The 25,524-nt window shown below is 40.8% G+C and carries 25 protein-coding genes; 20 read left to right on the top strand and 5 right to left on the bottom strand.

Translation table 11 applies throughout. The annotated features are described in order from the left end of the window. Positions 1-77: 77 nt before the first annotated feature. From AB5062_RS05770 to AB5062_RS05715, 12 genes are all read left to right on the top strand, one after another. Positions 78-1,562 carry a TolC family protein gene (locus AB5062_RS05770; RefSeq protein ID WP_005846254.1) on the top strand — a complete coding sequence of 495 codons (1,485 nt, stop codon included), beginning with the start codon at positions 78-80 and terminating at the stop codon, positions 1,560-1,562. Between the two features lie 85 nt (positions 1,563-1,647). After that, a complete protein-coding gene (locus tag AB5062_RS05765) occupies positions 1,648-3,003 on the top strand; it encodes a sigma-54 dependent transcriptional regulator (RefSeq protein WP_005846256.1) in 1,356 nt (451 codons plus the stop codon). Positions 3,004-3,025: 22 nt separating this feature from the next. Further along, positions 3,026-4,321, top strand: a complete 1,296-nt coding sequence (locus AB5062_RS05760; protein WP_005846258.1) for a PAS domain-containing sensor histidine kinase — start codon at positions 3,026-3,028, stop codon at positions 4,319-4,321. 247 nt (positions 4,322-4,568) lie between these two features. Then, positions 4,569-6,131 (top strand): ATP-binding protein, encoded by a 1,563-nt coding sequence (locus tag AB5062_RS05755; protein WP_005848543.1) that lies wholly within the window; start codon positions 4,569-4,571, stop codon positions 6,129-6,131. Positions 6,132-6,869: 738 nt separating this feature from the next. Continuing rightward, the gene (locus AB5062_RS05750; RefSeq protein WP_229096938.1) at positions 6,870-7,574 is read left to right on the top strand and encodes a hypothetical protein; all 705 of its coding nucleotides are present in this window, start codon (positions 6,870-6,872) and stop codon (positions 7,572-7,574) included. A 6-nt stretch (positions 7,575-7,580) separates the two neighbouring features. Further along, entirely contained in the window at positions 7,581-8,669 is a 1,089-nt protein-coding gene (locus AB5062_RS05745) for a glycosyltransferase (protein ID WP_032952509.1), read from the top strand. A 52-nt stretch (positions 8,670-8,721) separates the two neighbouring features. Beyond that, on the top strand, positions 8,722-9,900 hold the full coding sequence (locus tag AB5062_RS05740; RefSeq protein WP_032952508.1) for a glycosyltransferase: 1,179 nt from the start codon (positions 8,722-8,724) through the stop codon (positions 9,898-9,900). 95 nt (positions 9,901-9,995) lie between these two features. Then, positions 9,996-10,148, top strand: coding sequence for a hypothetical protein (locus AB5062_RS05735; protein ID WP_005848534.1), 153 nt, complete (start codon positions 9,996-9,998; stop codon positions 10,146-10,148). A gap of 1 nt (position 10,149) precedes the next feature. Beyond that, the gene (locus tag AB5062_RS05730) at positions 10,150-10,647 is read left to right on the top strand and encodes a DUF6169 family protein (protein WP_224205310.1); all 498 of its coding nucleotides are present in this window, start codon (positions 10,150-10,152) and stop codon (positions 10,645-10,647) included. Positions 10,648-10,670: 23 nt separating this feature from the next. After that, positions 10,671-11,741 carry a radical SAM protein gene (locus AB5062_RS05725; protein WP_005848530.1) on the top strand — a complete coding sequence of 357 codons (1,071 nt, stop codon included), beginning with the start codon at positions 10,671-10,673 and terminating at the stop codon, positions 11,739-11,741. 178 nt (positions 11,742-11,919) lie between these two features. Next, entirely contained in the window at positions 11,920-13,008 is a 1,089-nt protein-coding gene (locus AB5062_RS05720) for a glycosyltransferase family 4 protein (RefSeq protein WP_005848526.1), read from the top strand. After that, complete coding sequence (locus AB5062_RS05715) at positions 13,005-13,814, top strand: YjbH domain-containing protein (protein WP_117870329.1); 810 nt, start codon at positions 13,005-13,007, stop codon at positions 13,812-13,814. Before AB5062_RS05720 ends, AB5062_RS05715 begins: the two co-directional genes overlap by 4 nt. A 15-nt stretch (positions 13,815-13,829) precedes the next feature. On the opposite strand, the gene AB5062_RS05710 is transcribed toward AB5062_RS05715, so the two are convergent. Then, positions 13,830-15,209, bottom strand: a complete 1,380-nt coding sequence (locus AB5062_RS05710; protein ID WP_005848522.1) for a transglycosylase SLT domain-containing protein — start codon at positions 15,207-15,209, stop codon at positions 13,830-13,832. Next, on the bottom strand, positions 15,206-15,817 hold the full coding sequence (gene udk, locus AB5062_RS05705) for a uridine kinase (protein ID WP_008671116.1): 612 nt from the start codon (positions 15,815-15,817) through the stop codon (positions 15,206-15,208). Before udk ends, AB5062_RS05710 begins: the two co-directional genes overlap by 4 nt. A gap of 105 nt (positions 15,818-15,922) precedes the next feature. Here udk and AB5062_RS05700 point away from each other — a divergent pair, with 105 nt between their 5' ends. The 6 genes from AB5062_RS05700 to hisB all read left to right on the top strand — a co-directional run bounded on the left by AB5062_RS05700 (position 15,923) and on the right by hisB (position 21,299). After that, on the top strand, positions 15,923-16,222 hold the full coding sequence (locus AB5062_RS05700) for a Dabb family protein (RefSeq protein ID WP_005848519.1): 300 nt from the start codon (positions 15,923-15,925) through the stop codon (positions 16,220-16,222). A gap of 10 nt (positions 16,223-16,232) precedes the next feature. Then, a complete protein-coding gene (locus tag AB5062_RS05695; protein WP_005846271.1) occupies positions 16,233-16,724 on the top strand; it encodes a PaaI family thioesterase in 492 nt (163 codons plus the stop codon). A 228-nt stretch (positions 16,725-16,952) separates the two neighbouring features. Continuing rightward, positions 16,953-17,804, top strand: coding sequence for an ATP phosphoribosyltransferase (hisG, locus tag AB5062_RS05690; protein ID WP_005846273.1), 852 nt, complete (start codon positions 16,953-16,955; stop codon positions 17,802-17,804). 49 nt (positions 17,805-17,853) lie between these two features. Beyond that, positions 17,854-19,134, top strand: coding sequence for a histidinol dehydrogenase (gene hisD / locus AB5062_RS05685; protein WP_005846275.1), 1,281 nt, complete (start codon positions 17,854-17,856; stop codon positions 19,132-19,134). Between the two features lie 2 nt (positions 19,135-19,136). Further along, a complete protein-coding gene (gene hisC, locus AB5062_RS05680) occupies positions 19,137-20,177 on the top strand; it encodes a histidinol-phosphate transaminase (protein ID WP_032952506.1) in 1,041 nt (346 codons plus the stop codon). A gap of 3 nt (positions 20,178-20,180) precedes the next feature. Further along, positions 20,181-21,299, top strand: coding sequence for a bifunctional histidinol-phosphatase/imidazoleglycerol-phosphate dehydratase HisB (hisB, locus tag AB5062_RS05675; protein WP_022508461.1), 1,119 nt, complete (start codon positions 20,181-20,183; stop codon positions 21,297-21,299). 89 nt (positions 21,300-21,388) lie between these two features. On the opposite strand, the gene AB5062_RS05670 is transcribed toward hisB, so the two are convergent. Continuing rightward, positions 21,389-23,314 carry an NAD(+) synthase gene (locus tag AB5062_RS05670; protein ID WP_011965572.1) on the bottom strand — a complete coding sequence of 642 codons (1,926 nt, stop codon included), beginning with the start codon at positions 23,312-23,314 and terminating at the stop codon, positions 21,389-21,391. A 164-nt stretch (positions 23,315-23,478) separates the two neighbouring features. Between AB5062_RS05670 and AB5062_RS05665 the strand changes: the two genes are divergently transcribed. Both AB5062_RS05665 and AB5062_RS05660 read left to right on the top strand, forming a co-directional pair. Continuing rightward, complete coding sequence (locus tag AB5062_RS05665) at positions 23,479-23,889, top strand: Fur family transcriptional regulator (protein WP_005846283.1); 411 nt, start codon at positions 23,479-23,481, stop codon at positions 23,887-23,889. Between the two features lie 77 nt (positions 23,890-23,966). After that, the gene (locus tag AB5062_RS05660) at positions 23,967-24,518 is read left to right on the top strand and encodes an NADH peroxidase (RefSeq protein WP_005846285.1); all 552 of its coding nucleotides are present in this window, start codon (positions 23,967-23,969) and stop codon (positions 24,516-24,518) included. A 103-nt stretch (positions 24,519-24,621) separates the two neighbouring features. Here the strand turns inward: AB5062_RS05660 and trxA (AB5062_RS05655) are convergent, their stop codons facing one another. Together trxA (AB5062_RS05655) and trxA (AB5062_RS05650) are read right to left on the bottom strand one after the other, a co-directional pair. Then, positions 24,622-25,080 carry a thioredoxin gene (trxA, locus tag AB5062_RS05655; RefSeq protein ID WP_005848510.1) on the bottom strand — a complete coding sequence of 153 codons (459 nt, stop codon included), beginning with the start codon at positions 25,078-25,080 and terminating at the stop codon, positions 24,622-24,624. Positions 25,081-25,083: 3 nt separating this feature from the next. Beyond that, a complete protein-coding gene (gene trxA / locus AB5062_RS05650; protein WP_005848508.1) occupies positions 25,084-25,380 on the bottom strand; it encodes a thioredoxin in 297 nt (98 codons plus the stop codon). Between the last annotated feature and the right edge of the window lie 144 nt (positions 25,381-25,524).

The following is a 25,524-nucleotide window of genomic DNA, read 5'->3' as shown; positions in this document are numbered from 1 at the left end:
GTAAGGTGTTATAAAACAGTGAAATAGTTTTTTGGCATACCATTTGCCTTACCTTTGATAAAAAGAATAATAACGCAATGAAAAAACAAGTAATATCTCTATTTTTAGCCTTTGGCATATCGTTGGTTGCCGGAGCGCAGCCACAAGAAAAGCGACGTGCCATCACTTTGGAGGAAGCCATTACTATTGCCCGTGTGCAAAGTGTAGATGCGGCCGTAGCTTTAAACGAGCTGAAAACCGCTTATTGGGAATATCGTACTTTCCGTGCGGATTTGCTTCCGGAAATGAATTTTGAAGCCACTATTCCCAGCTATAATAAGAAGTATAATTCTTATCAGCAGGATAACGGTGCTTATACATTTGTACGTAATAATTATATGGAAATGAATGGTGAAGTTTCTATCGATCAGAATATTTGGTTGACCGGTGGTAAACTCTCATTGAATACCTCTCTTGATTTCTTGAAACAACTGGATGGAGATAAATCAAAACGATATATGTCTGTTCCTGTGGCATTGACTTTGGAACAACCTATTTTCGGAGTGAATACAATTAAATGGAACCGCCGCATCGAACCGGTGAGATACGCTGAAGCTAAAGCCGCATTTCTTACTGCAACCGAAGAGGTAACCATGACTACTATCAATTATTTTTTCAATTTGTTGCTGGCCAAGGAAAATGTAGGCATTGCCCGACAGAATCTGAAGAATGCAGATAAACTGTATGAAGTGGCTAAGGCAAAGCGTAGCATGGGGCAGATCAGTGAAAATGATTTGTTGCAATTGGAACTGAATGTATTGAATGCCCGTTCTACGTTGACTGAAAATGAAAGCAACTTGAAAAGTAATATGTTCAAACTCCGTTCATTTCTGGCATTAGGAGAGGATGAGGAACTGGAGCCGGTTGTTCCCGAAACGATTCCGACTGTTTTGCTGAACTATCCGGATGTTTTGGACAAAGCACTTGCCAATAATTCATTTGCACATAATATTCGTCGCCGCCAGTTGGAAGCAGATTTTGAAGTGGCTAAGGCGAAAGGTAATTTACGTGAAATCAAGCTCTATGCACAGGTAGGTTTTACAGGAACAGACAATGAATTTAATAGTGCATACCGCCGTTTGAAAGACAACCAGATTGTGGAAGTCGGTTTTAAGATTCCTATTCTTGACTGGGGAAAACGTCGTGGTCAGGTAAAGATAGCTCAAAGTAACCGCGATGTGACCGAAAGCAAGTTACGTCAGGAAACCATGAATTTCAATCAGAATCTGTTTATCCTTGTAGAACAGTTCAATAATCAGCAGGCCCAGTTGCAGATAGCAGACGATGCGGACAAGATTGCCCAGAAACGTTACAGTACCAATGTGGAAACCTTCATGGTTGGTAAAATCTCGACATTGGATTTGAATGACTCCCAGACAAAGAAAGATGAGGCTCGTCAGAAGCATATCAATGAGTTGTTCTATTATTGGTACTATTATTACCAGTTGCGCAGCTTGACATTGTGGGATTTCAATACCAATACTAATATTGATGCCGATTTCGAAAAGATTATCAAACAATAGGATTTTTACTATTCAATTCTGTTTGAATATAAAATGGGGTTGTCTTTGTACTTATTAAAATAATAATTTCTACATTTGCAGCAGTATGATATTAATTATAGACGATGACAGTGCCATTCGTTCTTCTCTGAGCTTTATGCTGAAAAGGGCGAAATATGATGTGCAGGCCGTACCGGGTCCCAAAGAGGCTATTGAAATAGTCCGTTCGGTTGCACCCCAGTTAATCTTGATGGATATGAACTTCACCCTGTCCACCAGTGGTGAAGAAGGATTGACGCTTTTGAAACAGGTCAAAGTGTTCCGGCCCGATGTTCCCGTTATATTGATGACGGCATGGGGAAGTATCCAGCTTGCCGTGCAAGGGATGCAGGCAGGTGCATTCGACTTTATTACCAAACCTTGGAACAACGTAGCGTTGATGCAAAGGATAGAAACTGCTTTGGAGCTGACTTCACAAGATAAGAAAGCAGCGGTTCCGGTGGAAGATAATGACGGCTTCAACCGTAGCCATATCATTGGAAAGAGTAAGGCACTGATGGATGTGCTGGCCACGATCAAGCGGATAGCGCGTACCAACGCATCGGTCTTGATTACCGGTGAAAGTGGTACAGGTAAGGAGTTGATAGCCGAAGCGGTGCATTTGAACAGTTCCCGTAGCAAGAAACCTTTTGTGAAAGTGAATTTGGGAGGTATTTCTCATACTTTGTTCGAGAGTGAAATGTTCGGTCATAAGAAAGGTGCGTTTACGGATGCCACAGCCGACAGGGTAGGACGTTTTGAACTGGCTGATAAGGGTACGATTTTCTTGGATGAGATTGGCGATTTGGATTTAAGCTGTCAGGTGAAACTGCTTCGCGTGTTACAAGAGCAGACTTTTGAAGTTTTGGGCGACAGCCGTCCCCGTAAAGTCGATATCCGTGTGGTCAGTGCGACGAATGCCGATTTACGGCAGATGGTGCAGGAACACACCTTCCGCGAGGATTTGTTCTATCGTATTAATTTAATTACGGTGCATCTTCCGGCATTACGCGAACGCCGTGAGGATATTCCGTTATTGGTCCGTCATTTCGCCGACAAACAATGTGAATCGAACGGTCTTCCCAAAGTGGAATTTACTTCTGAAGCGATGGATTATTTGAGCCGTTTGCCTTATCCGGGTAATATCCGTGAATTAAAGAATTTGGTGGAACGTACCTTGCTGGTCAGTGGAAAGGAAATATTGACTGCGGATGATTTTAAATCACAATACCAGCATCCTATAGAACAGAAGATGACAACGAATCTGCAAGGCATGACCTTGGAGGAGATAGAAAAGCAGACTATTCTGCAAACGCTTGAAAAGTATAACAATAATATGTCACAGGTTGCCATAGCCTTAGGAATCAGCCGGGCCGCTCTTTATCGCCGTTTGGAGAAATACAATATACAAGTGAATGATTAGCAAAAACGGAACCGGATAAAATATGAAACTGAAATTCTTGTTCTTCTTTTTAGCATTACTGTTGACAGCAGTATGGACTATCCTGCTCGTTCTTACATTGAAGGAACGCGGTGCGCTGTTTTATATAGGAGAGGGAGTCATTACATTCAGTCTTGTGTTTCTGGTTTATTTCTATCGCAAAGTCGTGAAACCGCTTGATATCATCGGCAACGGTATGGAACTTCTTCGTGAGCAGGATTTCAGCAGTAGGCTGACTCCTGTCGGACAAAAGGAAGCCGACCGCATTGTGTTGGTTTTCAACCGCATGATGGAGCAGTTGAAAGACGAGCGTCTCCGGTTGCGTGAGCAGAATCATTTTCTTGACTTGCTGGTCAGTGCTTCTCCTATGGGAGTTGTCATACTGACTCTGGACGGACATATTTCCATGCTGAATGCGGCAGCTCTTCGTTTTTTGGATTATTCTTCGTCAGAGGAAGTCAGAGGCCGATTGCTGTGCGAGTTGGCTTCCCCTTTGGCCGAAGAAATAGAACGTATTCCCAAAGATACTACGGAAACAATTCGTCTGAGCGACTCCATGATTTACCGCTGTTCCCGGCTTTCTTTTGTTGACAGAGGCTTTTCTCATCCGTTTATTCTGGTGGAAAGTCTGACTTCCGAGGTGGTGAAAGCAGAGAAAAAGGCATACGAAAAAGTGATCCGTATGATAGCACATGAGGTGAATAATACGACTGCGGGCATTACCTCTACTCTTGATACGGTGGATGGTGCCTTGGAATGTATGGAGGATACGGAAGACTTGCGCGAAGTGATGAAAGTCTGCATAGAGCGTTGCTACAGCATGAGCCGTTTTATCACGAATTTCGCCAATGTGGTGAAGATTCCCGAGCCTCAATTACAATCAGTGGACTTGAATGACCGCGTGGCCGCTTGCAAGACATTTATGGAAACGGTTTGCCGTAACCGCAAGATTACGCTGCATCTTAATTTATGTAAAGAGAATCCCGAAGTGATGATGGATACTTCCTTGTTTGAGCAAGTATTGGTCAACATTATCAAGAATGCGGCTGAAAGTATCGGGGAAACAGGAGATATCTTTATCCGTACTTCCGTATCACCTACGATGTTGGAAATTGCTGATACCGGTGCCGGTATCAGTAAAGAGGTGGAAACCAAGCTGTTCAGTCCTTTCTTCTCCACCAAGCCTAACGGACAGGGTATCGGTCTTATTTTTATTCGTGAAGTTTTGATAAAACATGGGTGTACTTTCTCTCTTCGTACCTATCCGGATAAACTGACCCGTTTCCGTATCCGTTTCTGAAAAGTATGACGTTCCTGTTTCTAACCGGTATTAGCAAATTCAACCGGATGACGATGAATCTGTATGTATTTCACCGGTTACCTTTCGAGTATATTGCATTCTGCTGTTTTTTTACAGGAACATAAATAGCTGGAATGAGAAATTTATTCTCAATTAGCGGGGAAAAATGAAAATATTCAACCAAGATTGGGTGAAATCGGTTGGTTTTGGTTATCTTTGCAATATCATGCACTAAATACATCAAAATATGAAATACCCTATCGGCATACAAACTTTCAGCCGCATCCGCGAAAACGGATATGTTTATATAGACAAGACTGCCCTCATCCATCAGTTAGTGAGCAGAGGAAGTATCTATTTTCTCAGCCGTCCGCGCCGTTTCGGCAAAAGTTTGATGATCAGTACCCTTGAAGCCTATTATGAAGGGCGAAAAGAGTTGTTTGAAGGACTTGCCATTGCCGGACTGGAAAAAGACTGGTTTCAATATCCGGTATTTCATATAGATTTCAACGGTGATAACTTTGCCAAAGAAGGAGTGCTGGAAGCTGCTATTGAAGGCTATTTGGGAAATTGGGAAGATATGTATGGCAAGAATCCCAATTACACAACACCGGGAACCCGTTTTATCGAATTACTGCGTCGCGCCAGCGAAAAGACAGGACGGCGTGCCGTGGTGCTCGTTGACGAATATGACAAACCCATTCTCGATGTGCTTGATACCCCCTTGGAAGAAGAGAACCGGAATACGCTGAAAGCTTTTTATTCTACCTTCAAGGGAGCTGATAAATATTTGCAGTTCGTGATGCTGACGGGAGTCACCAAATTTTCGCAAGTCAGTGTCTTCAGCGGTTTCAACCAGCCTAAAGATATCAGTATGGACCCGCGTTATGAATCACTGTGCGGAATCACCCAGGAGGAAATGGAGCGTTATTTCCATGAACCTATTTCCGAGTTGGCCGAAAAAGACGAATGCACGTATGAGGAAATGAAAGAACGTCTGAAAGCACAATATGACGGTTATCACTTCAGTGAAAATATGCTTGATATTTATAACCCTTTCAGTATTCTGAACGCTTTTGATTCTTTACAAATCCGTGACTACTGGTTCGCCTCGGGCACGCCTACCTATCTGGTCCGGCTGTTGCAGCATAGCAACGAGCAGATCAATGAATTGGTGGGGCAATATTATGACGCATCCTTGTTTGCCGATTACAAAGCTGATGTGGAACGCCCTCTTCCCATGATTTACCAGAGTGGATATCTTACTATCAAGGATTACGATAAATATACCCATTCCTATCTGCTGGATTTCCCCAATGATGAAGTACGCAGAGGTTTCCTTAGCTTGTTGGCCAGTGATTATTTCAAAGTACAGGGAGTTTCCGTTTCCAGCTGGCTGATCAGTTCTGTCCGTCTGCTGAATGCGGGCAAGACAGCTGCTTTCCGCGATTCCCTCACAGCTTTCTTGTCCGGTATCCCATACGATTCGCATGACAGTACCAAGACTCCGGAACTGACCGAGAAGCATTTCCAGTACACATTCTATCTCATTCTCCGTCTTATAGGGGTATATTGCCTCCGCATTGAACAGACACAAAGCCGGGGACGGGTGGACTGCATACTCGAGACTCCGCAATATATTTATATTTTTGAATTCAAACTGGACGGCAGCGCCGATGAAGCCTTGCGTCAGATAGAAGAAAAAGGATATGCCCAACCTTATCTGGCGGATAAGCGAAAAATAGTTTGTATAGGAGTGGTATTTTCTTCACAGACGCGAACCATTTCCGAGTGGAAAGAGGTGAGGTAATTTTATTTTAGTCATCGTTATCAGCCAAGATCCACAACAAAGTTGGGAGCGACAAAAAAAGTTTTTTTCATAAAAGTCCGTCACATCCGTCACAGTTGTTTTCAACTTGTTGATAAACAGATGCTTACTAGTGTGACGGATAGTGTGACAGATGTGTGACGGACTTTTATCTGTCACACGATGTCTGAATCATGTCAATGTGTATGGAATCTCAGTAGTATGTCCGGTTTTCAAAGCTATACAGTCATTGGACTTTGCTGCATAATTCACTGTGGAATAGTGTGTTCCACCATTAGGAACAAATGGCTTTCCGCAGTGGAATAACTTGTTCCATAAGGGCGGAACAAATGGTTTTGTCCGGTTGGAATAAATAGTTCCTCACTGTGGAATAAATTATTCCATATTGATGAAACAAGCTGTTCCAACCGGTGGAACTTTCTATTCCACTGTAAGCCTGAGACTTCGGGATGTAGTTTGACACTGTCTGTTGACTACTCTTTAACCTTACTTCTAAGGATGATTGGCAGAGTACCTTTTTATCTGTATGTTGTGACAGATAAAAAGTCCGTCACCTATCTGTCACACTATCCGTCACACCTGTAAGTTCCTGTTTATTAATAAGTTTAAGCTTGCTGTGACAGATGTGACAGACTTTTATAGAAAAACTTCTTTGTTACTCCCTACTAAAAAAAGCTCCTGTTCTTTCCCTAAAAGGCCGTTATCTTTTCTGAAAAGCTCTTGATCTTTTATTATAAAGTCGTTGCTTTTTATTCTTTTTGTTTGAGCGTTTTCTTATTTTTGACAACAGGAAATAAAGGAGGGGTTCTTGTTGGGGTTACATTATTTTTACTGTTTTTTCATTTGAAGAAAAGAGGTTTTAAGTGGTATGAATATGTCTCATATTATTTAGCTATGCCATTAGCAGCCGGTACATTACAAGGCATTAGAGGTGGAGACTTAACTCTTATAGCATCCCAAATTGCAGTATTCTTTTCTTATCCAGTAATTCTTTATCAAGCTAATTCTATTCCTATCATGAATGCGGTTGGTACGGAGAACTTCTTTTGGGGAGAGGAATATTATACTGGTCTTGTAAAATTCATACCTCGTTTTTTGTGGCCGGATAAGCCTTTGTCATTTGATTATAAATTAAAAGAATTAGCAAACTATGATTTTGAAGGTGGGGGAATTTATACGACTTTATGTAATGATTTATATATAAATTTTGGATATTACTATTTTATCTTCTATATCTTGTGGCTATTATTTATTCATTATTTATATGGAATGGTAATGGATGATAAAAGGTTCTATTATAGCCGTATTATAGCTTTATTCATCATACTTATGGGGGGGATTGCATCTACTATTGGCTCTTGTGAAATCTTACTATTATTTCTCTTGTTCTTAATATTATATTATTCAAGAGTGAAAACATTATAGATTGTAATGAAGAAGAAAATATTATTTGTTGCTTCTGAATTTGCCTCGGGAATGATTCCTTTTGCTGCTACTGCTATAAATGCTTTAGCTAAGGATGATAGATTTGAAGTACACTGTCTTTGTGTTAATTCAGGTATTTATTCTTATAGGAATATAATTTTACAAGAAGCGAACCCTGTTTTCTTGGAATACCCAAAGAGTAAAATGATGAAATTGTTTTATAAACTATGGCCTCTAGAGATAATAAAACATTTATCGCAATTGGAAAAAAGTATTAATCCGGATGCTGTTCATTTTTTGACAGGTGATTTTACATTAGCTTTGTATATTTGTTTGAATAATAAAAGAACATTTTACTACACAGTGCATGATTTGCATCCACATGAGGTGGTAAGAAAAACTTTATTGGGTTATTTGATGCAAAAATATATTATATGGGGATATAAATTATGTAGGAATATAATTCCTAATCTTACGACTTCCTCTTATTTCCAATTGAAGGAACTGAAAGAAATATATCCATGTAAGAAAGTGAAATACACTTCATTTCCTTCTCTAATTACATCATTGATAATAAATGGTAAAAAAATGCCATTAGAAGTAAGTGGCTTAAAAGAATATATTTTGTTTTTTGGAACAGTAGATAAATATAAAGGGGTTGATTTGCTGGTTGATGCGTATTGCAATTTAACATGTAAGTCACTAAAATTAGTGATTGCAGGTAGAGGCTTTGATATTGAAACTCATAATGAAAACATTATTCGAATAAATCGTTTTATAGAAGATGAAGAAGTCGCATATCTTTTTAAAAAGGCAAAATTTATTGTTTATCCTTATCGTTCTGCAACAATGTCAGGGGTATTGTCTTTAGCATATTACTTTAATAAAAAAGTATTAGCCTCTACAATTCCTTTCTTTGAAGATAATGCAACTTTAAATGTTGTGTTATTTAAAGTTAATGATATAGATGATTTGGAAAGAAAGATGAAATCTTTAATATTTGGTAAAAATTTGAGTGTAGATCCAACAAGCTATCTTAATATATATGGTGAAGGTACATTAATAAATAGTTATTGGGGGTTATATGAAGATTGAAAATGTTAAAATAATTTATACATAATGATAAAATATTGATTCTTCTGTGATAATGAAAATCTTACTCTCGAATAAATTCTATTACCGCCGTGGCGGCGACTGTGTCTGTACCATAAACCTTGAGGAATTGTTGAAGCGGAAAGGTCATGAAGTGGCAATCTTCGCCATGCAGTATCCTGATAATATAGAAACACCATGGAGCAAGTACTTTCCTGGTGAAGTAAAGTTCAAGCCGGGATTAGGTATGCTTGAGGCGTTGTTACGCCCCTTTGGTACGAATGAAGTAAAACGTAAATTTACGGCATTATTGGATGACTTTTGTCCTGATATTGTTCATCTGAATAATATTCATTCTCAACTATCTCCGGTTATTGCAGAAATTGCGCATCAAAAAGGAATAAAAGTAATATGGACATTGCATGATTACAAGCTGCTTTGTCCGCGTTATGACTGTTTGCGTAATGGAGATACTATATGCGAAGAATGTTTTTCGGATAAGCGTAAAGTCTTGGAATATAAATGTATGAAGCATTCACGCTTGGCAAGTTATTTATCGTATTGGGAGTCTATGAAGTGGAATCGTGAACGATTGGAAGTTTGCACGGATATCTTTATTTGCCCTAGTCGGTTTATGGCAGAGAAGATGCGACAAGGGGGATTCGATAGTAAAAAAATAAAAACAGTATGTAATTTTATTGATACTGAGAAATGTTATGGTAAGGATTATACCAAAAGGGGAAATTATTACTGTTTCATAGGGAGATTGAGTCCTGAAAAAGGAGTAAGGACCTTGATAGAGGCGGCAAATGCTCTACCATATAAATTGGTGGTGATTGGAGGGGGGCCCTTGCTGGAGGAGTTAAAGATCGTAGCTGGGAATAACGTGGAATTTGTTGGCTTTAAACAATGGAATGATATAAAGGAGTTAGTGGGAAGAGCACGTTTTTCAGTGATACCTTCGGAGTGGTATGAGAATAATCCTTTGTCTGTGATAGAGGCGCAATGTTTGGGTACACCTGTACTGGGAGCACGCATCGGAGGAATCCCTGAACTGATAGAAGAGGGTGTTACCGGCATGACATTTGAGAGTCGTAATAAAGAGGATCTGAGAATGAAGATTGAAAGTATGATGCAACATCCTCTCAATTATGAAATGATAGCAGGAAAGGGACAGGAACTGTATGGTGCAGAAATGTATTATCAACAGATTATGAATTTGTATCAGGGTTGATTTGTTGCTTTATAGTATATAATGGAAAGAAAAGACAGGGAAATATTGGATAATTCATTTATTACTAGTATTTTTGTATCATCAAGAAATATCGGATGGCTATTAAGAATTTTAAAACCAAGGAAGAGGCGTTGGCTGCTATGAAGAAGGCGACAGACCGCAAACGCACGTTGATAGAATATCTCAAAAAGGGGTATTCCTTAGAAGAATTGGAAAAAATGGGATTTAAAATGGCAAAATTTGCATGATGTGATAGATTTGCCAATAGAACGTGTCAATGCTTTATCTCCCTATAAAGTTTATATAAATAATAATGGTAGTTTAGGATTTGAAACCCAATATGGTTCTGTCTATGAGGTAGGGTTTGTTGAGGACTATACTTTTATGGATGAGAATGCGTTTCAGTTTTTTATTTTGGAATCACAAGGTAAGCATTCTGTAAAAGATCCGTTGGTCAGGGAAACTATTTGGGTAATTCTTGAAACATTCTTTTTAGAAAACAATCCTGTTATATTATATATTTGTGATATGTCGGATGGTAAACAGGCTATTCGTAACCGTTTGTTTTCCATGTGGTATTATGAATATGAACAACGGGAAAGTTTTACTTTTTTGTCCACTAAAGTGGAAGTAGAATCTACTGATTACTATGCATCTGTTCTCGTTAAAAATTCCAATCCTCAATTGGAAGATATAAAGGTTGCTTTTAACTCTTTCATTGAAAATATGAAAGAAAAATTGGAATAGTGAATAATTAAATCAAACAACTTATGGTTAACAAATGTTCCTTGCATCCCACCGATGCAAGCATAATCCTTACATATCGTTGCCCTATGAAGTGCAAGATGTGTAATATATGGTTTAACCCCACTAACAAGAGTGAAGAAATAAAAGCAAGTGACCTGAAGTCATTGCCTAAGTTGAAATTCATCAATCTGACGGGAGGTGAGCCTTTCATTCGTGAAGATTTGCCGGAAATAGTGGAGGAATGTTACAAGCATACAGACCGGATTGTGATTTCTACAAGCGGATGGTTTGAGGACAGGGTGATTGCCTTGGCGAAACAGTTCCCTATCATCGGAATTCGAATCAGTATTGAGGGTTTGAGTTGTAAAAACGACGAACTACGCGGACATGCCGGAGGGTTTGATAAAGGACTCCGTACATTGTTGGCATTGAAAGAGATGGGCTTGAAGGATATCGGTTTCGGCTGTACCGTGTCGAATAATAATTCAAAGGATATGCTTTCATTGTATCAGCTCAGCAAGTCACTGGGAATGGAATTTGCTACAGCCGCCTTTCATAACTCGTACTACTTTCATAAGGACGACAATGTCATCACCAACAAGAACGAGGTGTGCGGTGACTTTGAGCAACTGATAGAATGGCAGTTGAAGGAGAATCACCCGAAGAGTTGGTTTCGTGCTTGGTTCAATATGGGACTGATAAATTATATTGAAGGGGGAAGGCGCATGCTGCCTTGTGAGGCGGGAAGTGCTAATTTCTTTATAGACCCGTTTGGTGATGTGTTTCCCTGTAACGGTCTGGAAGAGAAATATTGGAAGAAGTCGATGGGGAATATTCATGAAACTCCGGACTTTATGACTATTTGGACAAGCAAAAAGGCGGAGGAAGTACGTGCCATGGTGCGTAAATGCCCGAAAAATTGCTGGATGGTGGGCACAGCCTCTCCGGTGATGCATAAATATATAAAATATCCGTTGAAGTGGGCGTTGCAGAATAAACTTCGTTCCATGCAGGGAAAAACAGTCTGTCTGGATAAAAAATGGTGCGATGTAGGGCAAGATCCCTGCCAGGGAGATTTAAGGGAAAAGTTCTAGTATTCTAACTTACTTTTTCTTTTTTCCTGTAATCATCAGCCAAAGTGCCGAAAGGCATGACAGAATGATGATTCCGGCATATTGCAGTACTTCTTTTATGAAATTGAATATTTTCATTGGCTGATTGACATTTAATGTCGCAAATCTACTGTTTTTATTTTAAACTGCTTTATTCTTTATGAAGATTATTGTGACCGGTACCCGTGGCATTCCCGATGTGATGGGTGGTGTGGAAACGCATTGTGAGGAGCTTTTTCCGCGTATCGCAAGGAGGGGGGAGGATGTGACGGTTATCCGCCGGAAGAATTATGTGCATGACGGGTTGACGGAATGGAACGGTGTGAAACTGATAGATATAGAATCTCCTAAACAGAAATCGTTTGAAGCGATTGTTCATACGTTCAAGGCGGTGAATAAGGCAAAACAGTTGGGGGCGGATGTATTGCATATCCATGCCATCGGACCGGCATTGCTTGTACCGTATGCTAAAATGTTGGGACTGAAAGTGGTGTTTACCCACCATGGGCCGGACTATGATCGTGACAAATGGGGGATTATGGCCAAAATGGTTTTGAAATGGGGAGAGCGGATGGGATGCCTGTTTGCGGATGAGGTAATAGTCATCAGTGAGGTGATCCGCAATCTGATCAGACGGAAATATGGTAGAACCGAGCAGGTTCATCTGATTTATAATGGTGTGCCTTGTCCCGATTATACGAACTGTCCTGAGTATTTTAGGGAATTGGGGATAACTGAAAGAAACTACATATTGGGTATGTGCCGTTTTGTACCCGAAAAGAATCTTCATCATTTGGTGGAGGCTTTTCGGAGGGTGGATAAAAAAGGATGTCGGCTGGTGTTAGCCGGAGATACGGATTTTGAGGATGAATATTCGCGTGCATTGAAAAGGGAAGCGAGGGAAAACGGGGTGATACTGACCGGATTCGTGAAAGGGAAAAAACTACATTCACTTTTGACAAACGCCCGTTGTTATGTGTTGCCTTCGTCGCATGAGGGGCTTCCTATCGCTCTGTTGGAAGCCATGAGTTACCGGTTGCCTGTCATTGTGAGTGATATTCCCGCCAATAAAGAAATGGGGCTGGATGCCAGCTGTTATTTTGAAACCGGTAATATAGAGCAGTTGGCTGATAGATTACAGGAAATAATAGATGGGGATTTTAAACAGGTACATTACGATATGGAAAAGTATGGATGGGATGGAATAGCTCTCCGGGTGGCTGATGTTTATGAAAATCTGAAAAAATGAGAACACTTTCATTGGTCGGGCTGATGGTGCTTCTGTTGTGTCCGTCTGCTTTGAGAGCCCAGTTTGTGTATGGAACGACAGGTTTGCTTCACATGCCGACAGGGGAGATGCAGCGTGACAAGACTTTTATGTTTGGCTGCGCTTTTCTGGATACGGAAGCGACACCGGGGCATTGGAGTTATGATACGGGTAATTATTTTATTAATATAACCATTTTTCCTTGGTTGGAAGTAGGATATACCTGTACTTTGCATAAGGCTCCTTATGGCAGTACGTATTATCCGGAATCAGTCTGGGGCAAATATTGCAATCAGGATCGTCAATTCTCGGGCAGGTTGCGCCTTTGGAAAGAAGGCTGGTGGAAGGAATGGACTCCTCAGATTGTGTTAGGAGCGAACGATCCCGGTACCAATGACAGGACTTTTGAAAAGGATTATGGTATCGGTATGACTGGTAGTGCATCCGGAAACGGTCATTGGCAGCGGTATTATCTGGCTGTTACAAAACATCTGTCTATTAGAAATACAGGAGAGTTAGGTATCCATTTGGCATACGTCTATAACAAACGGACAGATTATCATTTGAATGGTCCTGCCATAGGTGCTAATTTCCGCTTTCAATTACTCGGCAATCAGCCTTTGATGAAAGCCGTTAATAAACTGAACCTTATGGCTGAATATGACGCCCGTACAATGAATATAGGTGCTGAATACAGCTTTTGGAAAGATTATATCAATGTCGTGATAGAGTTCAACCGCTGCCGTTACTTTTCCGGCGGAGTGTTTTTTAAAGTCCACCTGAAATAATAAAAGGAGTGGCTGTCAGTCTTTGATTTTCTTTTTATACACTTCCCCTCTGCTCATTACTTCCTTAACGAAATTGTAGGTCTCCACCCCTCGGAAGTATCCATTTTTACAAACCGGATCATTGAAATATTCTTCATTACTTTTAAGCAGAATATAGTTATCTACGCTGTTGTCCCATACATATTTATTCTTGCCGTATTTTTCAGCCAGTGCCATGGCATCCAGTACGTGTCCTATTCCGGCGTTATAAGCCGCCAAGACAAATTTCATCCGTTCGTTTTCATCTTTTATTGCGTTGAAAGAACGGGAAGTGGCAGCAATATATTTCACGGCGGCCTTTATACTCTCTTCCGGATTCTGTTCTTTACCGGGAGGAACTCCCATAGCACGCGCCGTCCGGGGCATGAGCTGCATTAATCCTTTCGCGCCTGCCCATGATACGGCTGTTGTATCAAAGTTTGATTCCGTATAGGCCAGGGAAGCTAAAATACGCCAATCCCAATCTATATCTTTGGCATATTTCTTGAATAGAGTGTCGAAGTGTGAAATCTTTCCGTCTTTGATGGACAAGATGGAACCGTGAGGTGTCCGTTTGCTTATTTCAAAATAACGCTTGCTACTGGCCTGATAGGCAGGAGAAGTCATATTTTCCTGATGCCATTTAGTAGCAGCTTCACCTAGTAGCGGTGAGGTCTTACGTACGGCCCATGAGGCACGTTGGTCAAAACTGACAGCCAGGTCAATATTCAGATTGGGGTAATAAGTCTTGTTTAATTTGGCAAGGTCGTTATCACAGATGGCATAATCTATCTCACCATTGGAAACCTGCATGATTAAATCCTCGGTGGTGATGCTGTCATTATCGACTTCGTGTATCAATATACCGCCACCCAGTTCTTTATCCAGATTGATGAGACGTTCCAGATACTTTCCTGGTTTTACATAGACCTCTTTCCCGATTAATTCTGTTACATTATTCAGTGCTTTCTTCTTTTTTTGAGTATTACGTTGTACCAATACCTGATGGGTGATGATATCTTCCCCGCAAAACTCTACACTGTCTTTGAACTCTTTGGTGACAGGCAGATTATAGGCTATCAGGTCTCCTTCTCCTTGTAATAGTTTATGAACCAGGTCACGTGCATTCTGTGCTACTTTTATTTTCAGTTTTACGTCCAATGAACGGGCAAACTGATCGGCCAGCTCATACTGGAATCCCATAGGCTCGCCCCGATAGTCGAAATAAGAAGTGGAACTGTTCAGTGTCAGGACTACTAATTCTCCGCTGTCTTTTATTTGCGGCAAATCATAATTTGTCACTTCGGCAGATTGTTGCCGGTTACGGCACGCTGTCATGCATATACAGGCAAGAACTAATAGCCAGACATTTTTCATCTTCCTAAAATCTTTTCAATATATAGTTTAAGGATTTCAATGGCCTTTTGGTTGTTGCCTCCATTGGGGATAATAATATCGGCATATTGCTTGGTAGGCTCTATGAATTCGTCATGCATCGGTTTCAGAATGTTCCGGTATTTGTCTATCAGCATTTCCAAGGGATGGCCGCGTTCCACCATGTCGCGGGTAATCACACGCAGCAAACGTTCGTCGGGTTCGGCATCCACAAAAATCTTTAAGTCCATCAAGTCTCGTAACTCTTTATCATAGAGACTCATGATACCTTCCACAATGATGACTTCCTTTGGCTCTACACGAACTGTTTCGGGCAGGCGTGTACATACTAGATAAGAATAGGTGGGCTGCTCAATGGGATGCCCTTTGCGCAGGTCGGCAATCTGTTGTTCAAAGAGCGGCCAGTCAAAAGCATCGGGATGGTCGAAATTGGTTTGTTTACGTATTTCCAAGGGAATGGATGACTGATCGTTATAATATGAATCTTGTGGAATGACTGCAACGGAACCTGGGGGCAGGCTCTCTATGATTTTTCTAACTACAGTGGTCTTTCCTGAACCGGTTCCGCCGGCTATACCAATAATTATCATAATAATAGAATGTATTTTAAAACAAAACTGTTACTTTTGCATCAGGTTAAATACTTTAGCCCTGTGTCGATTACAAAAGTAGGATAATTAATTAAAATATCAAGTATGGTTAAGCACATTGTTTTATTTAAATTGAAAGAAACTCTTTCACAGGAAGAAAAATTGAAAGTGATGAATGATTTTAAAGCGGCTATTGAAGCTTTGCCGGCCAAGATAGGTTTTATCCGTCATATATTTGTGGGACTGAATGCCAATTCTGCTGAAAAATGGGATATTTGTCTGGATAGTGAATTCGATACGCTGGCAGATGTCAATGCCTATGCCGTTCATCCGGATCATGTAGCTGCAGCCGGCCTTTTGAAGGAGGTTAAGGCTGATCGTGCTTGTGTGGATTATGAATTCTAAAAGATAGCCTATGAAAAAGATAATCAATCCCTGGAAAGGGATGGAAGGATATAATTGCTTTGGCTGTGCTCCCAATAATGAAGCCGGAGTGAAGATGGAATTTTATGAGGATGGGGATGAGGTAATTAGTATATGGAAACCTCAGCCACAGTTTCAGGGATGGATTGATACGTTGCATGGCGGTATTCAGGCGGTGCTGCTGGATGAGATTTGTGCATGGGTGGTTTTGCGTAAACTACAGACTACCGGTGTTACGTCCAAAATGGAAACCCGCTATATGAAACCTGTTAATACCAACGATTCGCATATCGTATTGAAGGCTTCCATAAAGGAGAGGAAGCGCAATATCGTATTTGTAGAAGCGGCTATTTATAATAATAAGGAGGAACTTTGCACCAAGGCGCTGTGCACTTATTTCACTTTTTCTCAAGAGAAGGCAAAGGAAGAAATGCATTTCTTGAACTGCGAGGTGGAGCAAGATGAGATAATACCTTTAATTTGAAAGAAAAAATAAAGTTTTTGCGATAATTATTTGCTGATATTAAATATAAACTTTATTTTTGTCGCAAGTAAAAAGAAAAGACTATGGTTAGAACTGCTACACATCATCATCATTTTCCTAACGAATAATTCGGTGGGCTAAGGTGATATTGTAGTATAATGATATAGGGCTTGCCGAAAACGGTAAGCCCTTTTTATTGCCGGTTAATAATTAAAAACAGATAGAATCATGCTTAGAATTGCAGTACAGTCAAAAGGCCGTTTGTTTGAAGAGACAATGGCATTATTACAAGAGGCAGATATTAAAATCTCCACTTCTAAAAGAATTCTTTTAGTACAGTCGTCTAATTTTCCGATCGAAGTTCTTTTTCTTCGCGATGATGATATTCCTCAGTCGGTGGCTGGTGGAGTGGCTGATTTAGGGATCGTAGGCGAGAATGAGTTTGTAGAGAGAAAAGAGGACGCTGAGGTGATTAAACGTTTGGGGTTCAGCAAGTGCCGTTTGTCATTGGCTATACCTAAAGATGTGGACTATCCGGGTTTGTCTTGGTTTGAAGGACGTAAAATTGCGACTTCTTATCCCGGCATTTTGAAAGATTTCATGGATCGGAATGGCATTCATTCTGATATTCATGTCATTACCGGTTCGGTAGAGATTGCTCCGGGAATCAGTTTGGCTGATGCTATTTTTGATATTGTCAGTTCGGGATCTACTTTGGTAAGCAATAGCTTGAAGGAAGTGGAAGTGGTTATGAAAAGTGAGGCGTTGCTGATAGGCAATAAGAATATGTCTGAGGAGAAGAAAGAGATTCTGAACGAACTCTTGTTCCGTATTGAAGCGGTGAAAGCTGCCGAAGACAAGAAATATGTCTTGATGAATGCTCCGACAGAGCGTTTGAAAGAAATTATCGAAGTGCTGCCGGGTATGAAGAGTCCTACTGTGATGCCATTGGCACAAGAAGGATGGAGTTCGGTACATACAGTGCTTGACGAGAAGCGTTTTTGGGAGATCATCGGAAAACTGAAAGCATTGGGCGCGGAAGGTATTTTGGTATTGCCCATTGAGAAAATGATATTATAGCCGGTCCATACGTCAGGCGAGATTTGTAAACTTATAAAAGAATACATGTATGAAGAAAATAATATATCCTGAAAAGAAAGACTGGATGGAAATTCTCCGTCGTCCGGCATTGAATACAGACACGCTGCGCAATACGGTTAAAGAAGTGCTGGATAAAGTGAAGACGGAAGGAGATAAAGCGGTGAGGGAATATGAAGAACGTTTTGATAAGGTGAAACTGGACTCACTGGGGGTTACTGAAACGGAAATTGCTGAAGCGGAAAAGGAGGTACCCATTGAATTGAAGGCAGCTATCATGCTGGCACAGAAAAATATTCATACTTTTCATAGTTCTCAGCGGTTTGAAGGGAAAAAGGTGCAGACCGTACCCGGGGTAACTTGTTGGCAGAAGGCGGTTGCTATTGAAAAGGTGGGCTTGTATATTCCCGGAGGCACGGCGCCTTTATTTTCTACCGTATTGATGTTGGCTACTCCGGCACAGATTGCAGGTTGCAAGGAAATCGTACTTTGTACTCCTCCTGATAAAGAAGGAAAGGTTCATCCTGCTATCTTGTATGCGGCAAAATTGGCCGGGGTAAATAAAATATTCAAAGCAGGAGGGGTGCAGGCCATCGCTGCTATGGCATACGGAACGGAAAGTGTGCCTAAGGTTTATAAAATTTTCGGTCCGGGTAACCAATATGTAACGGCTGCCAAGCAGCAGGTTTCTTTGCGGGATGTTGCGATAGATATGCCTGCCGGTCCTTCTGAAGTCGAAGTGCTGGCCGACGAGACGGCTAATCCTGTATTTGTGGCAGCCGATTTGCTTTCACAGGCGGAACATGGAGTTGATAGTCAGGCCATGCTGATAACTACTTCTGAGAAATTAATGAAGGAGGTGGAGTATGAGGTACAACGCCAGTTGGCTTTGCTTCCCAGATGGGAAATAGCCGAAAAGTCGTTGGCAAGCAGCAAATTGATTTTGGTGAGGGATATGGATGAGGCAATTGCTCTGACGAATGAATATGCTCCCGAGCATTTGATTATCGAGACCAGGGATTATATGGAACAGGCAGAGCGTATTGTCAATGCCGGATCTGTATTTCTAGGTTCACTTACTCCGGAGAGTGCCGGTGATTATGCATCCGGAACCAATCATACTTTACCTACCAATGGTTATGCCAAAGCGTATAGTGGGGTGAGTCTGGATAGTTTTATCCGTAAAATCACTTTTCAGGAGATTAATGGCGAGGGTATTCAGAATATCGGTCCTGCTATTGAGGTGATGGCGGCTAATGAACAACTGGGTGCGCATAAGAATGCAGTAACCGTAAGATTAAAAACAGTATAAAGATGAAAGATTTGAAAGAATTGACGCGCCCGAATATTTGGGCTTTGAAACCCTATTCATCGGCACGTGACGAATATAATGGAGCGGAGGCATCTGTTTTTCTGGATGCCAATGAGAACCCGTACAATACACCTAATAACCGTTATCCTGATCCTATGCAGTGGGAATTGAAGAATATGATAGCTCCTATTAAAAAGGTAGACCCCGATACGATCTTTTTGGGAAACGGCAGTGATGAGGCTATTGACTTGGTGTATCGCGCGTTCTGTATTCCGGGGGTGGATAATGTAGTGGCTATTGACCCTACTTATGGTATGTATCAGGTGTGTGCCGATGTCAACGATGTAGAATATCGCAAGGTGTTATTGGATGAAAACTATCAGTTCAGTGCCGATAAACTATTGGCGGCAACAGACGATCACACCAAACTGGTTTTTCTTTGCTCGCCCAATAATCCTACCGGTAATAACCTGGATCGTAGGGAAATGGAAAAATTACTGGATACTTTTCAGGGATTGGTGATTATAGACGAGGCCTATTCCGATTTTTCTGATGCGCCGTCTTTCCTTGCCGATTTAGATAAATATCCTAATTTGATTGTCTTTCAGACTTTTTCTAAGGCATGGGGATGTGCTGCCATTCGTTTGGGCATGGCCTTTGCGTCTAAAGAAATCATCTCTATTTTCAGTAAGATTAAATATCCGTATAATGTGAATCTGCTGACACAGAAAGAGGCTGTTATGATGTTGCACCGGCATTATGAGGTAGAACGTTGGGTAAAGTCGTTATTGGAAGAACGGACGCGTTTGGTCAATGAATTTGTAGAACTGCCTTGTTGTGAGAAAATCTATCCTACGGATGCCAATTTCTTTCTAGCTAAAGTGACAGATGCCAAGAAAATATATAATTATTTGGTAGGTAAAGGTATCATAGTGCGTAACCGTACCAGTATTTCTTTATGTCGTGATTGTTTGCGTGTGACCATTGGTACACGTCCGGAGAATGATATGTTGTTGGAAGCATTGAAGAATTATGAATGTTGAAGTATGAAGAAAGCGTTGTTTATAGATCGTGACGGTACGTTGGTTATAGAGCCACCGGTTGACTACCAATTGGATTCTTTCCATAAATTGGAGTTTTATCCTAAGGTATTTCGTAATTTGGGATTTATCCGCAGCAAACTCGACTTTGAATTTGTGATGGTTACCAATCAAGACGGCCTCGGTACTTCTTCTTTTCCTGAGGATACCTTTTGGCCGGTGCACAACCTGGTGTTGAAGACATTGGAGGGGGAAGGCATCATTTTTGATGATATCTTGATAGACCGCAGTTTTCCGGAAGACCATGTGTCTACCCGTAAGCCTGGAACAGGAATGATGGGAAAATATCTTACCGGTGATTATGATTTGGCAAACAGTTTTGTTATTGGTGATCGTGCTACAGATGTGGAACTGGCTAAAAATATGGGCTGTAAGGCTATTTTGTTGCAAGAAAATATGGATATTCTGAAGGAAAAGAATTTGGAATCCTACTGTGTATTGGCGACTACGGATTGGGATAAGGTCGCTGAATTCCTTTTTGCCGGAGAACGTATAGCGGAGGTCCGTCGTACTACGAAGGAAACGGATATTTATATCAGTTTAAATTTAGATGGCAGCGGAAAATGTGATATTTCTACAGGTATTGGTTTTTTTGATCACATGTTGGAACAGATTGGAAAGCATGGTGGTATTGACCTGACCATTAAAGTAAAAGGTGATTTGGAAGTGGACGAACATCATACTATTGAAGATACCGCCATTGCTTTGGGTGAATGTATTTATCGGGCATTGGGCAGCAAGCGTGGCATTGAGCGTTACGGATATTGCTTGCCCATGGATGATTGTCTTTGTCGGGTAGCTTTGGATTTTGGCGGTAGAGCATGGTTGGTATGGGATGCTGAGTTTCATCGGGAGAAAATAGGGGAGATGCCTACCGAGATGTTTCTTCATTTTTTTAAATCATTGAGTGATGCAGCTCGTATGAATTTAAATATCAAAGCCGAGGGGCAGAATGAGCATCATAAAATAGAAGGTATTTTCAAAGCTTTGGCTCGTGCCATAAAGATGGCTGTGCGAAGAGATATTTACCATTTTGAAGTACCCTCAAGCAAGGGATGTATTTAAGTCGGCTTCAAAGACAAAGTAACTTAACTTACTCGCCCAACTAAGTTAAGTTACTTTGTCTTTGAAGCCGACTTACTTTTTTATGTGGTTTATAGCTCTTCGCATTCTTTCAGCCATGAAGCTGCACTGGCATCGCTCGGCATACGCCAGTCACCTCGGGGACTGAGTGATACAGATCCCACTTTGGGACCATCGGGCAGGCAAGAGCGTTTGAATTGTTGTTGAAAGAAACGGCGGCAGAATATAGTAAGCCATTTTTTGATTGTTTCCTCATCGTATGTATCACGAAAAGCGATACTTGCCAGGAAGAATATCTTGGCGGGACGAAAACCGAAACGTAGGAATTGATAAAGGAAGAAATCATGCAGTTCGTATGGTCCTACCAAATCTTCTGTCTTTTGTTTTATATTGCCGTTTTCATCAGCAGGAATCAGTTCGGGACTGATAGGAGTGTCTACAATATCGAGCAGGGTAATACGTGATTCATTATCCATGCCATTCAAAGCCACCCAATTTACCAGGTATTTGACCAGTGTTTTGGGAATGCTTCCATTGACTCCGTACATAGACATATGGTCGCCATTGTAGGTGGCCCAGCCTAGGGCAAGTTCTGAAAGGTCTCCCGTACCAATGACAAGACCGCCCAATTGGTTGGCAACATCCATCAGAATTTGAGTCCGTTCGCGTGCCTGGCTGTTTTCGTAGGTTACATCGTGTACGGTCATGTCGTGGTTAATATCGTTAAAGTGTTGGATGCAGGATTCCTTTATGCTGATTTCTTTAATGGTAACACCTAGTGAAGCCATCAGATGGAGAGCATTGTTATAAGTACGGTCGGTAGTACCGAAACCAGGCATGGTGATGCCGATGATACCTTTTCGTGGCAGATCCAATTTATCGAAAGTCTTGGCACAGACCAAAAGTGCCAAGGTGGAATCCAGACCACCGGAAATACCGACTACTACAGTCTTGCAGTGAGTGTGTACCAGACGTTTGGCTAGTCCTGCTATTTGGATAGCGAAGATTTCTTCACAGCGTTCATCCAATTCTTTGCCTTGAGGAACAAAAGGATGAGCTTCTATACTGCGCGTCAGACTAAGATCGCGTGTGTTGACAAATTCTGTACTGATGTGGATGGCGGGACGCCCCGGGCAGTTGCCGATATTGGCGGCAAAAGTGGTATTGGTCAACCGTTCACCACGAAGACGCTCCACGTCTATTTCACTGATGACCAATTGTTCCTTGAATGAGAAACGTTCAGACTCGGCAAGTAACGTGCCGTTTTCATATATCAGTCCGTTGCCTGCAAAAACAACGTCTGTGGTTGATTCGCCGAAACCGGATGAACTGAATACATATCCTGCCAGACAGCGTGCTGATTGTTGACTGACTAATGAACGGACATAATTATGCTTGCTTATTCCTTCATTGTCGGCAGACATGTTGAAAATGATTTCCGCTCCTTTCAGTGCTAATGCGGAACTGGGCGGAATGGGGGCCCACATGTCTTCGCAGATTTCAATGCCAAAGCAAGTTTCCGGAGTGTCGAAAAGCAGGTTGGCGCTGACCGGTACATTTTGTCCGCAGAGGCGTACATTGGCATCCGGGTGGTTCAGAGCAGAGGTAAACCAGCGTTGTTCATAGAACTCTTTATAATTAGGTAAATATGTTTTAGGAACAATACCCAGTATTTTCCCTTTTTGGAAAACAACAGCACTGTTCAGCAGCGTGGAATTCATAACCACAGGCATCCCTATAATAGAGATGATATCCATTTGTCGGGTATTATTCATAATTTGCATTAAAGCCATTTCTGCTTCTTCCAACAGTAAAGACTGACCGAACAAGTCGGCGCAAGTATACCCTGTAATACTTAGTTCGGGGAAAATGATAATTTGTACTCCTTTCCCGTCTGCTATGGCAATTTGAGTTTCAATCTGTTGTGCATTAAATTTGCAGTCAGCCACTTTCACTATCGGAATGGCAGCCGCCACTCTTACAAAACCGTATTTCATATTATACCTATTATTATATATACCTGCAAAATTAATCATTCTTTCCCGATTTATACCTCTAAATAAAAAAAATAAAAAAAAGTGCGTGATTTATTTGTTTGTTGCGAATAACTATCTATCTTTGCACATGAAATAAAATTGTAATAGTTACAAAAAAGGAATATATGAAGAGTTACGATTATCTTATCAGTTATAACATTAAGCCGTCCGTACAGCGCATAGCTATTATGGATTATTTGTTGGCTCATAAAACTCATCCTTCTATCGATGAGATTTATTTGGCGCTATGTAAGGATATTCCAACCTTGTCCAAGACTACAGTGTATAATACACTGAAACTCTTTGTCGAGCATGGAGCAGCTTTAATGCTTACAATTGATGAAAAGAATGCGTGTTTTGACGGCGATACTTCCCTACATGCTCATTTCCTTTGCAAGAAATGTGGTAAAATATTCGATTTACCCTATAGTAATGAAGTGAAAAAAGTAGAGCAAATTGATATGAATGGATTCAAAGTGGATGAAATTCACCAATATTATAAAGGTATATGCCCTGCTTGTTCTAAAGAAGATTAAGAAAGAAGTTAAAAAGGATAGAGAGTAAATGACTAACTAATAAATAAAATATTGACTAACTAATAAAAAAAGAAATTATGAAAAAGTTTATTTGTACAGTTTGTGGTTATATTCATGAAGGTGATGCAGCTCCTGAAAAATGTCCGTTGTGTAAAGCGCCTGCTTCTAAGTTTAACGAAATGGTAGAAACAGAAGGTGGATTGGAATTTGCAGACCAACACGTTATCGGCGTAGCAAAAGGTTGTGATGAAGAAATGATTAAGGATTTGAACAACCATTTCATGGGTGAATGTACAGAAGTTGGTATGTATTTGGCAATGAGCCGTCAGGCAGACCGCGAAGGTTATCCTGAAGTTGCTGAAGCTTTCAAACGTTATGCTTGGGAAGAAGCAGAACATGCTGCTAAGTTTGCTGAGTTGCTGGGTGACTGTGTATGGGATACAAAGACTAACTTGGAAAAGAGAATGAATGCTGAGTCAGGTGCTTGTGCTGACAAGAAACGCATTGCTACTCGTGCAAAAGCTTTGAACTTGGATGCTATTCACGATACAGTTCACGAAATGGCTAAGGACGAAGCTCGTCACGGCAAAGGTTTTGAAGGTTTGTACAACAGATATTTCAAGAAATAATATACAATTTGCTATAGTATAAATGGAGAGAGAGGGAGCAATTATTATTGCCCCCTCTCTTTTATTGGTTATATTTAGATTAGAGATGTGTAGGGCTTGTTTCTCATTCTTTCAGTAACACTTCTTCAATGGCTTTCCTGAAAGTAGCTTTATTGGCTGCTCCTATAATGATTTGTGGCTGTCCCGTTTTGGGGATAAAGATGATGGTGGGCAGTGACTGTATTCCCATAACGGCAGATAATTCTTTTTGTTTGTCTGTATCTACTTTGTAAACTGCAATTTGATCTTTGTATTCTTTGGCCAGACTTTTTAGCAGAGGGGCAACCATACGGCAGGGACCACACCATGTGGCGTAAAAATCAATAACTGCCGGTTTCTCTCCTTTGTATTTCCAGTTAGTGGAACCGGAAGTGTAGTCAAATATATTATCCAAGAACATTTGTTTGTCCATACGTATGACTTTTCCTGAATTTTTATCTGACTTATCCTGGACAGGAGTTTGGGCACTGAGATATCCCGTTAATCCGGCAGTTAATAGAATACATGTGATTGTTTTCTTCATATTTTACTCATATTGGGCTAGAATAGTGCTTAAATCATTGGCACGCATTACACCGCTTTGTCGCCACAATTGCTTACCGTCTTTAAAAATCATTAGTGTGGGAACTGATTGAATCTGATAGTATGCAGCAATTTCTTTATGTTTGTCTACATCTACCTTGACAATTCTTACTTTTTCCCCTTTTATTCCTTTTAATTCTTCTAAAATAGGTTTCATGGCTTTGCAAGGTCCGCACCATTCAGCAAAAAAATCAACTAATACAGGGATGTTTGAGGTGATTAAATCTTCAAATCTTTCCATAATGTTCTCCTTTCGTTATTTTTATTATAATAAAAACGTTTATAGGGTGCTTTTTGTTTAAAAGTAAGAAGGTGTGTCGTAATACACGATGCGCCTTCTTTTTTTTCATTGACTATAAAAATCGACTCATTTTTTTAAGCTGCG

It is taken from the genome of Phocaeicola sp. RTP21359st1_B8_RTP21360_211022, assembly GCF_040911965.1.
Classification (GTDB): domain Bacteria; phylum Bacteroidota; class Bacteroidia; order Bacteroidales; family Bacteroidaceae; genus Phocaeicola; species Phocaeicola vulgatus.
The sequence above is the reverse complement of the archived record's forward strand: the minus strand, read 5'-3'. Positions and strand labels throughout refer to the sequence as shown.

Excerpts from the sequence above, each read along its gene's own strand:
- AB5062_RS05770 (WP_005846254.1), top strand. The coding sequence starts at position 78 with ATGAAAAAACAAGTAATATCTCTATTTTTAGCCTTTGGCATATCGTTG.
- AB5062_RS05765 (WP_005846256.1), top strand. The coding sequence starts at position 1,648 with ATGATATTAATTATAGACGATGACAGTGCCATTCGTTCTTCTCTGAGC.
- AB5062_RS05760 (WP_005846258.1), top strand. The coding sequence starts at position 3,026 with ATGAAACTGAAATTCTTGTTCTTCTTTTTAGCATTACTGTTGACAGCA.
- AB5062_RS05755 (WP_005848543.1), top strand. The coding sequence starts at position 4,569 with ATGAAATACCCTATCGGCATACAAACTTTCAGCCGCATCCGCGAAAAC.
- AB5062_RS05745 (WP_032952509.1), top strand. The coding sequence starts at position 7,581 with ATGAAGAAGAAAATATTATTTGTTGCTTCTGAATTTGCCTCGGGAATG.
- AB5062_RS05740 (WP_032952508.1), top strand. The coding sequence starts at position 8,722 with ATGAAAATCTTACTCTCGAATAAATTCTATTACCGCCGTGGCGGCGAC.
- AB5062_RS05735 (WP_005848534.1), top strand. The coding sequence starts at position 9,996 with ATGGCTATTAAGAATTTTAAAACCAAGGAAGAGGCGTTGGCTGCTATG.
- AB5062_RS05725 (WP_005848530.1), top strand. The coding sequence starts at position 10,671 with ATGGTTAACAAATGTTCCTTGCATCCCACCGATGCAAGCATAATCCTT.
- AB5062_RS05720 (WP_005848526.1), top strand. The coding sequence starts at position 11,920 with ATGAAGATTATTGTGACCGGTACCCGTGGCATTCCCGATGTGATGGGT.
- AB5062_RS05715 (WP_117870329.1), top strand. The coding sequence starts at position 13,005 with ATGAGAACACTTTCATTGGTCGGGCTGATGGTGCTTCTGTTGTGTCCG.
- AB5062_RS05710 (WP_005848522.1), bottom strand. The coding sequence starts at position 15,209 with ATGAAAAATGTCTGGCTATTAGTTCTTGCCTGTATATGCATGACAGCG.
- udk (WP_008671116.1), bottom strand. The coding sequence starts at position 15,817 with ATGATAATTATTGGTATAGCCGGCGGAACCGGTTCAGGAAAGACCACT.
- AB5062_RS05700 (WP_005848519.1), top strand. The coding sequence starts at position 15,923 with ATGGTTAAGCACATTGTTTTATTTAAATTGAAAGAAACTCTTTCACAG.
- AB5062_RS05695 (WP_005846271.1), top strand. The coding sequence starts at position 16,233 with ATGAAAAAGATAATCAATCCCTGGAAAGGGATGGAAGGATATAATTGC.
- hisG (WP_005846273.1), top strand. The coding sequence starts at position 16,953 with ATGCTTAGAATTGCAGTACAGTCAAAAGGCCGTTTGTTTGAAGAGACA.
- hisD (WP_005846275.1), top strand. The coding sequence starts at position 17,854 with ATGAAGAAAATAATATATCCTGAAAAGAAAGACTGGATGGAAATTCTC.
- hisC (WP_032952506.1), top strand. The coding sequence starts at position 19,137 with ATGAAAGATTTGAAAGAATTGACGCGCCCGAATATTTGGGCTTTGAAA.
- hisB (WP_022508461.1), top strand. The coding sequence starts at position 20,181 with ATGAAGAAAGCGTTGTTTATAGATCGTGACGGTACGTTGGTTATAGAG.
- AB5062_RS05670 (WP_011965572.1), bottom strand. The coding sequence starts at position 23,314 with ATGAAATACGGTTTTGTAAGAGTGGCGGCTGCCATTCCGATAGTGAAA.
- AB5062_RS05665 (WP_005846283.1), top strand. The coding sequence starts at position 23,479 with ATGAAGAGTTACGATTATCTTATCAGTTATAACATTAAGCCGTCCGTA.
- AB5062_RS05660 (WP_005846285.1), top strand. The coding sequence starts at position 23,967 with ATGAAAAAGTTTATTTGTACAGTTTGTGGTTATATTCATGAAGGTGAT.
- trxA (WP_005848510.1), bottom strand. The coding sequence starts at position 25,080 with ATGAAGAAAACAATCACATGTATTCTATTAACTGCCGGATTAACGGGA.
- trxA (WP_005848508.1), bottom strand. The coding sequence starts at position 25,380 with ATGGAAAGATTTGAAGATTTAATCACCTCAAACATCCCTGTATTAGTT.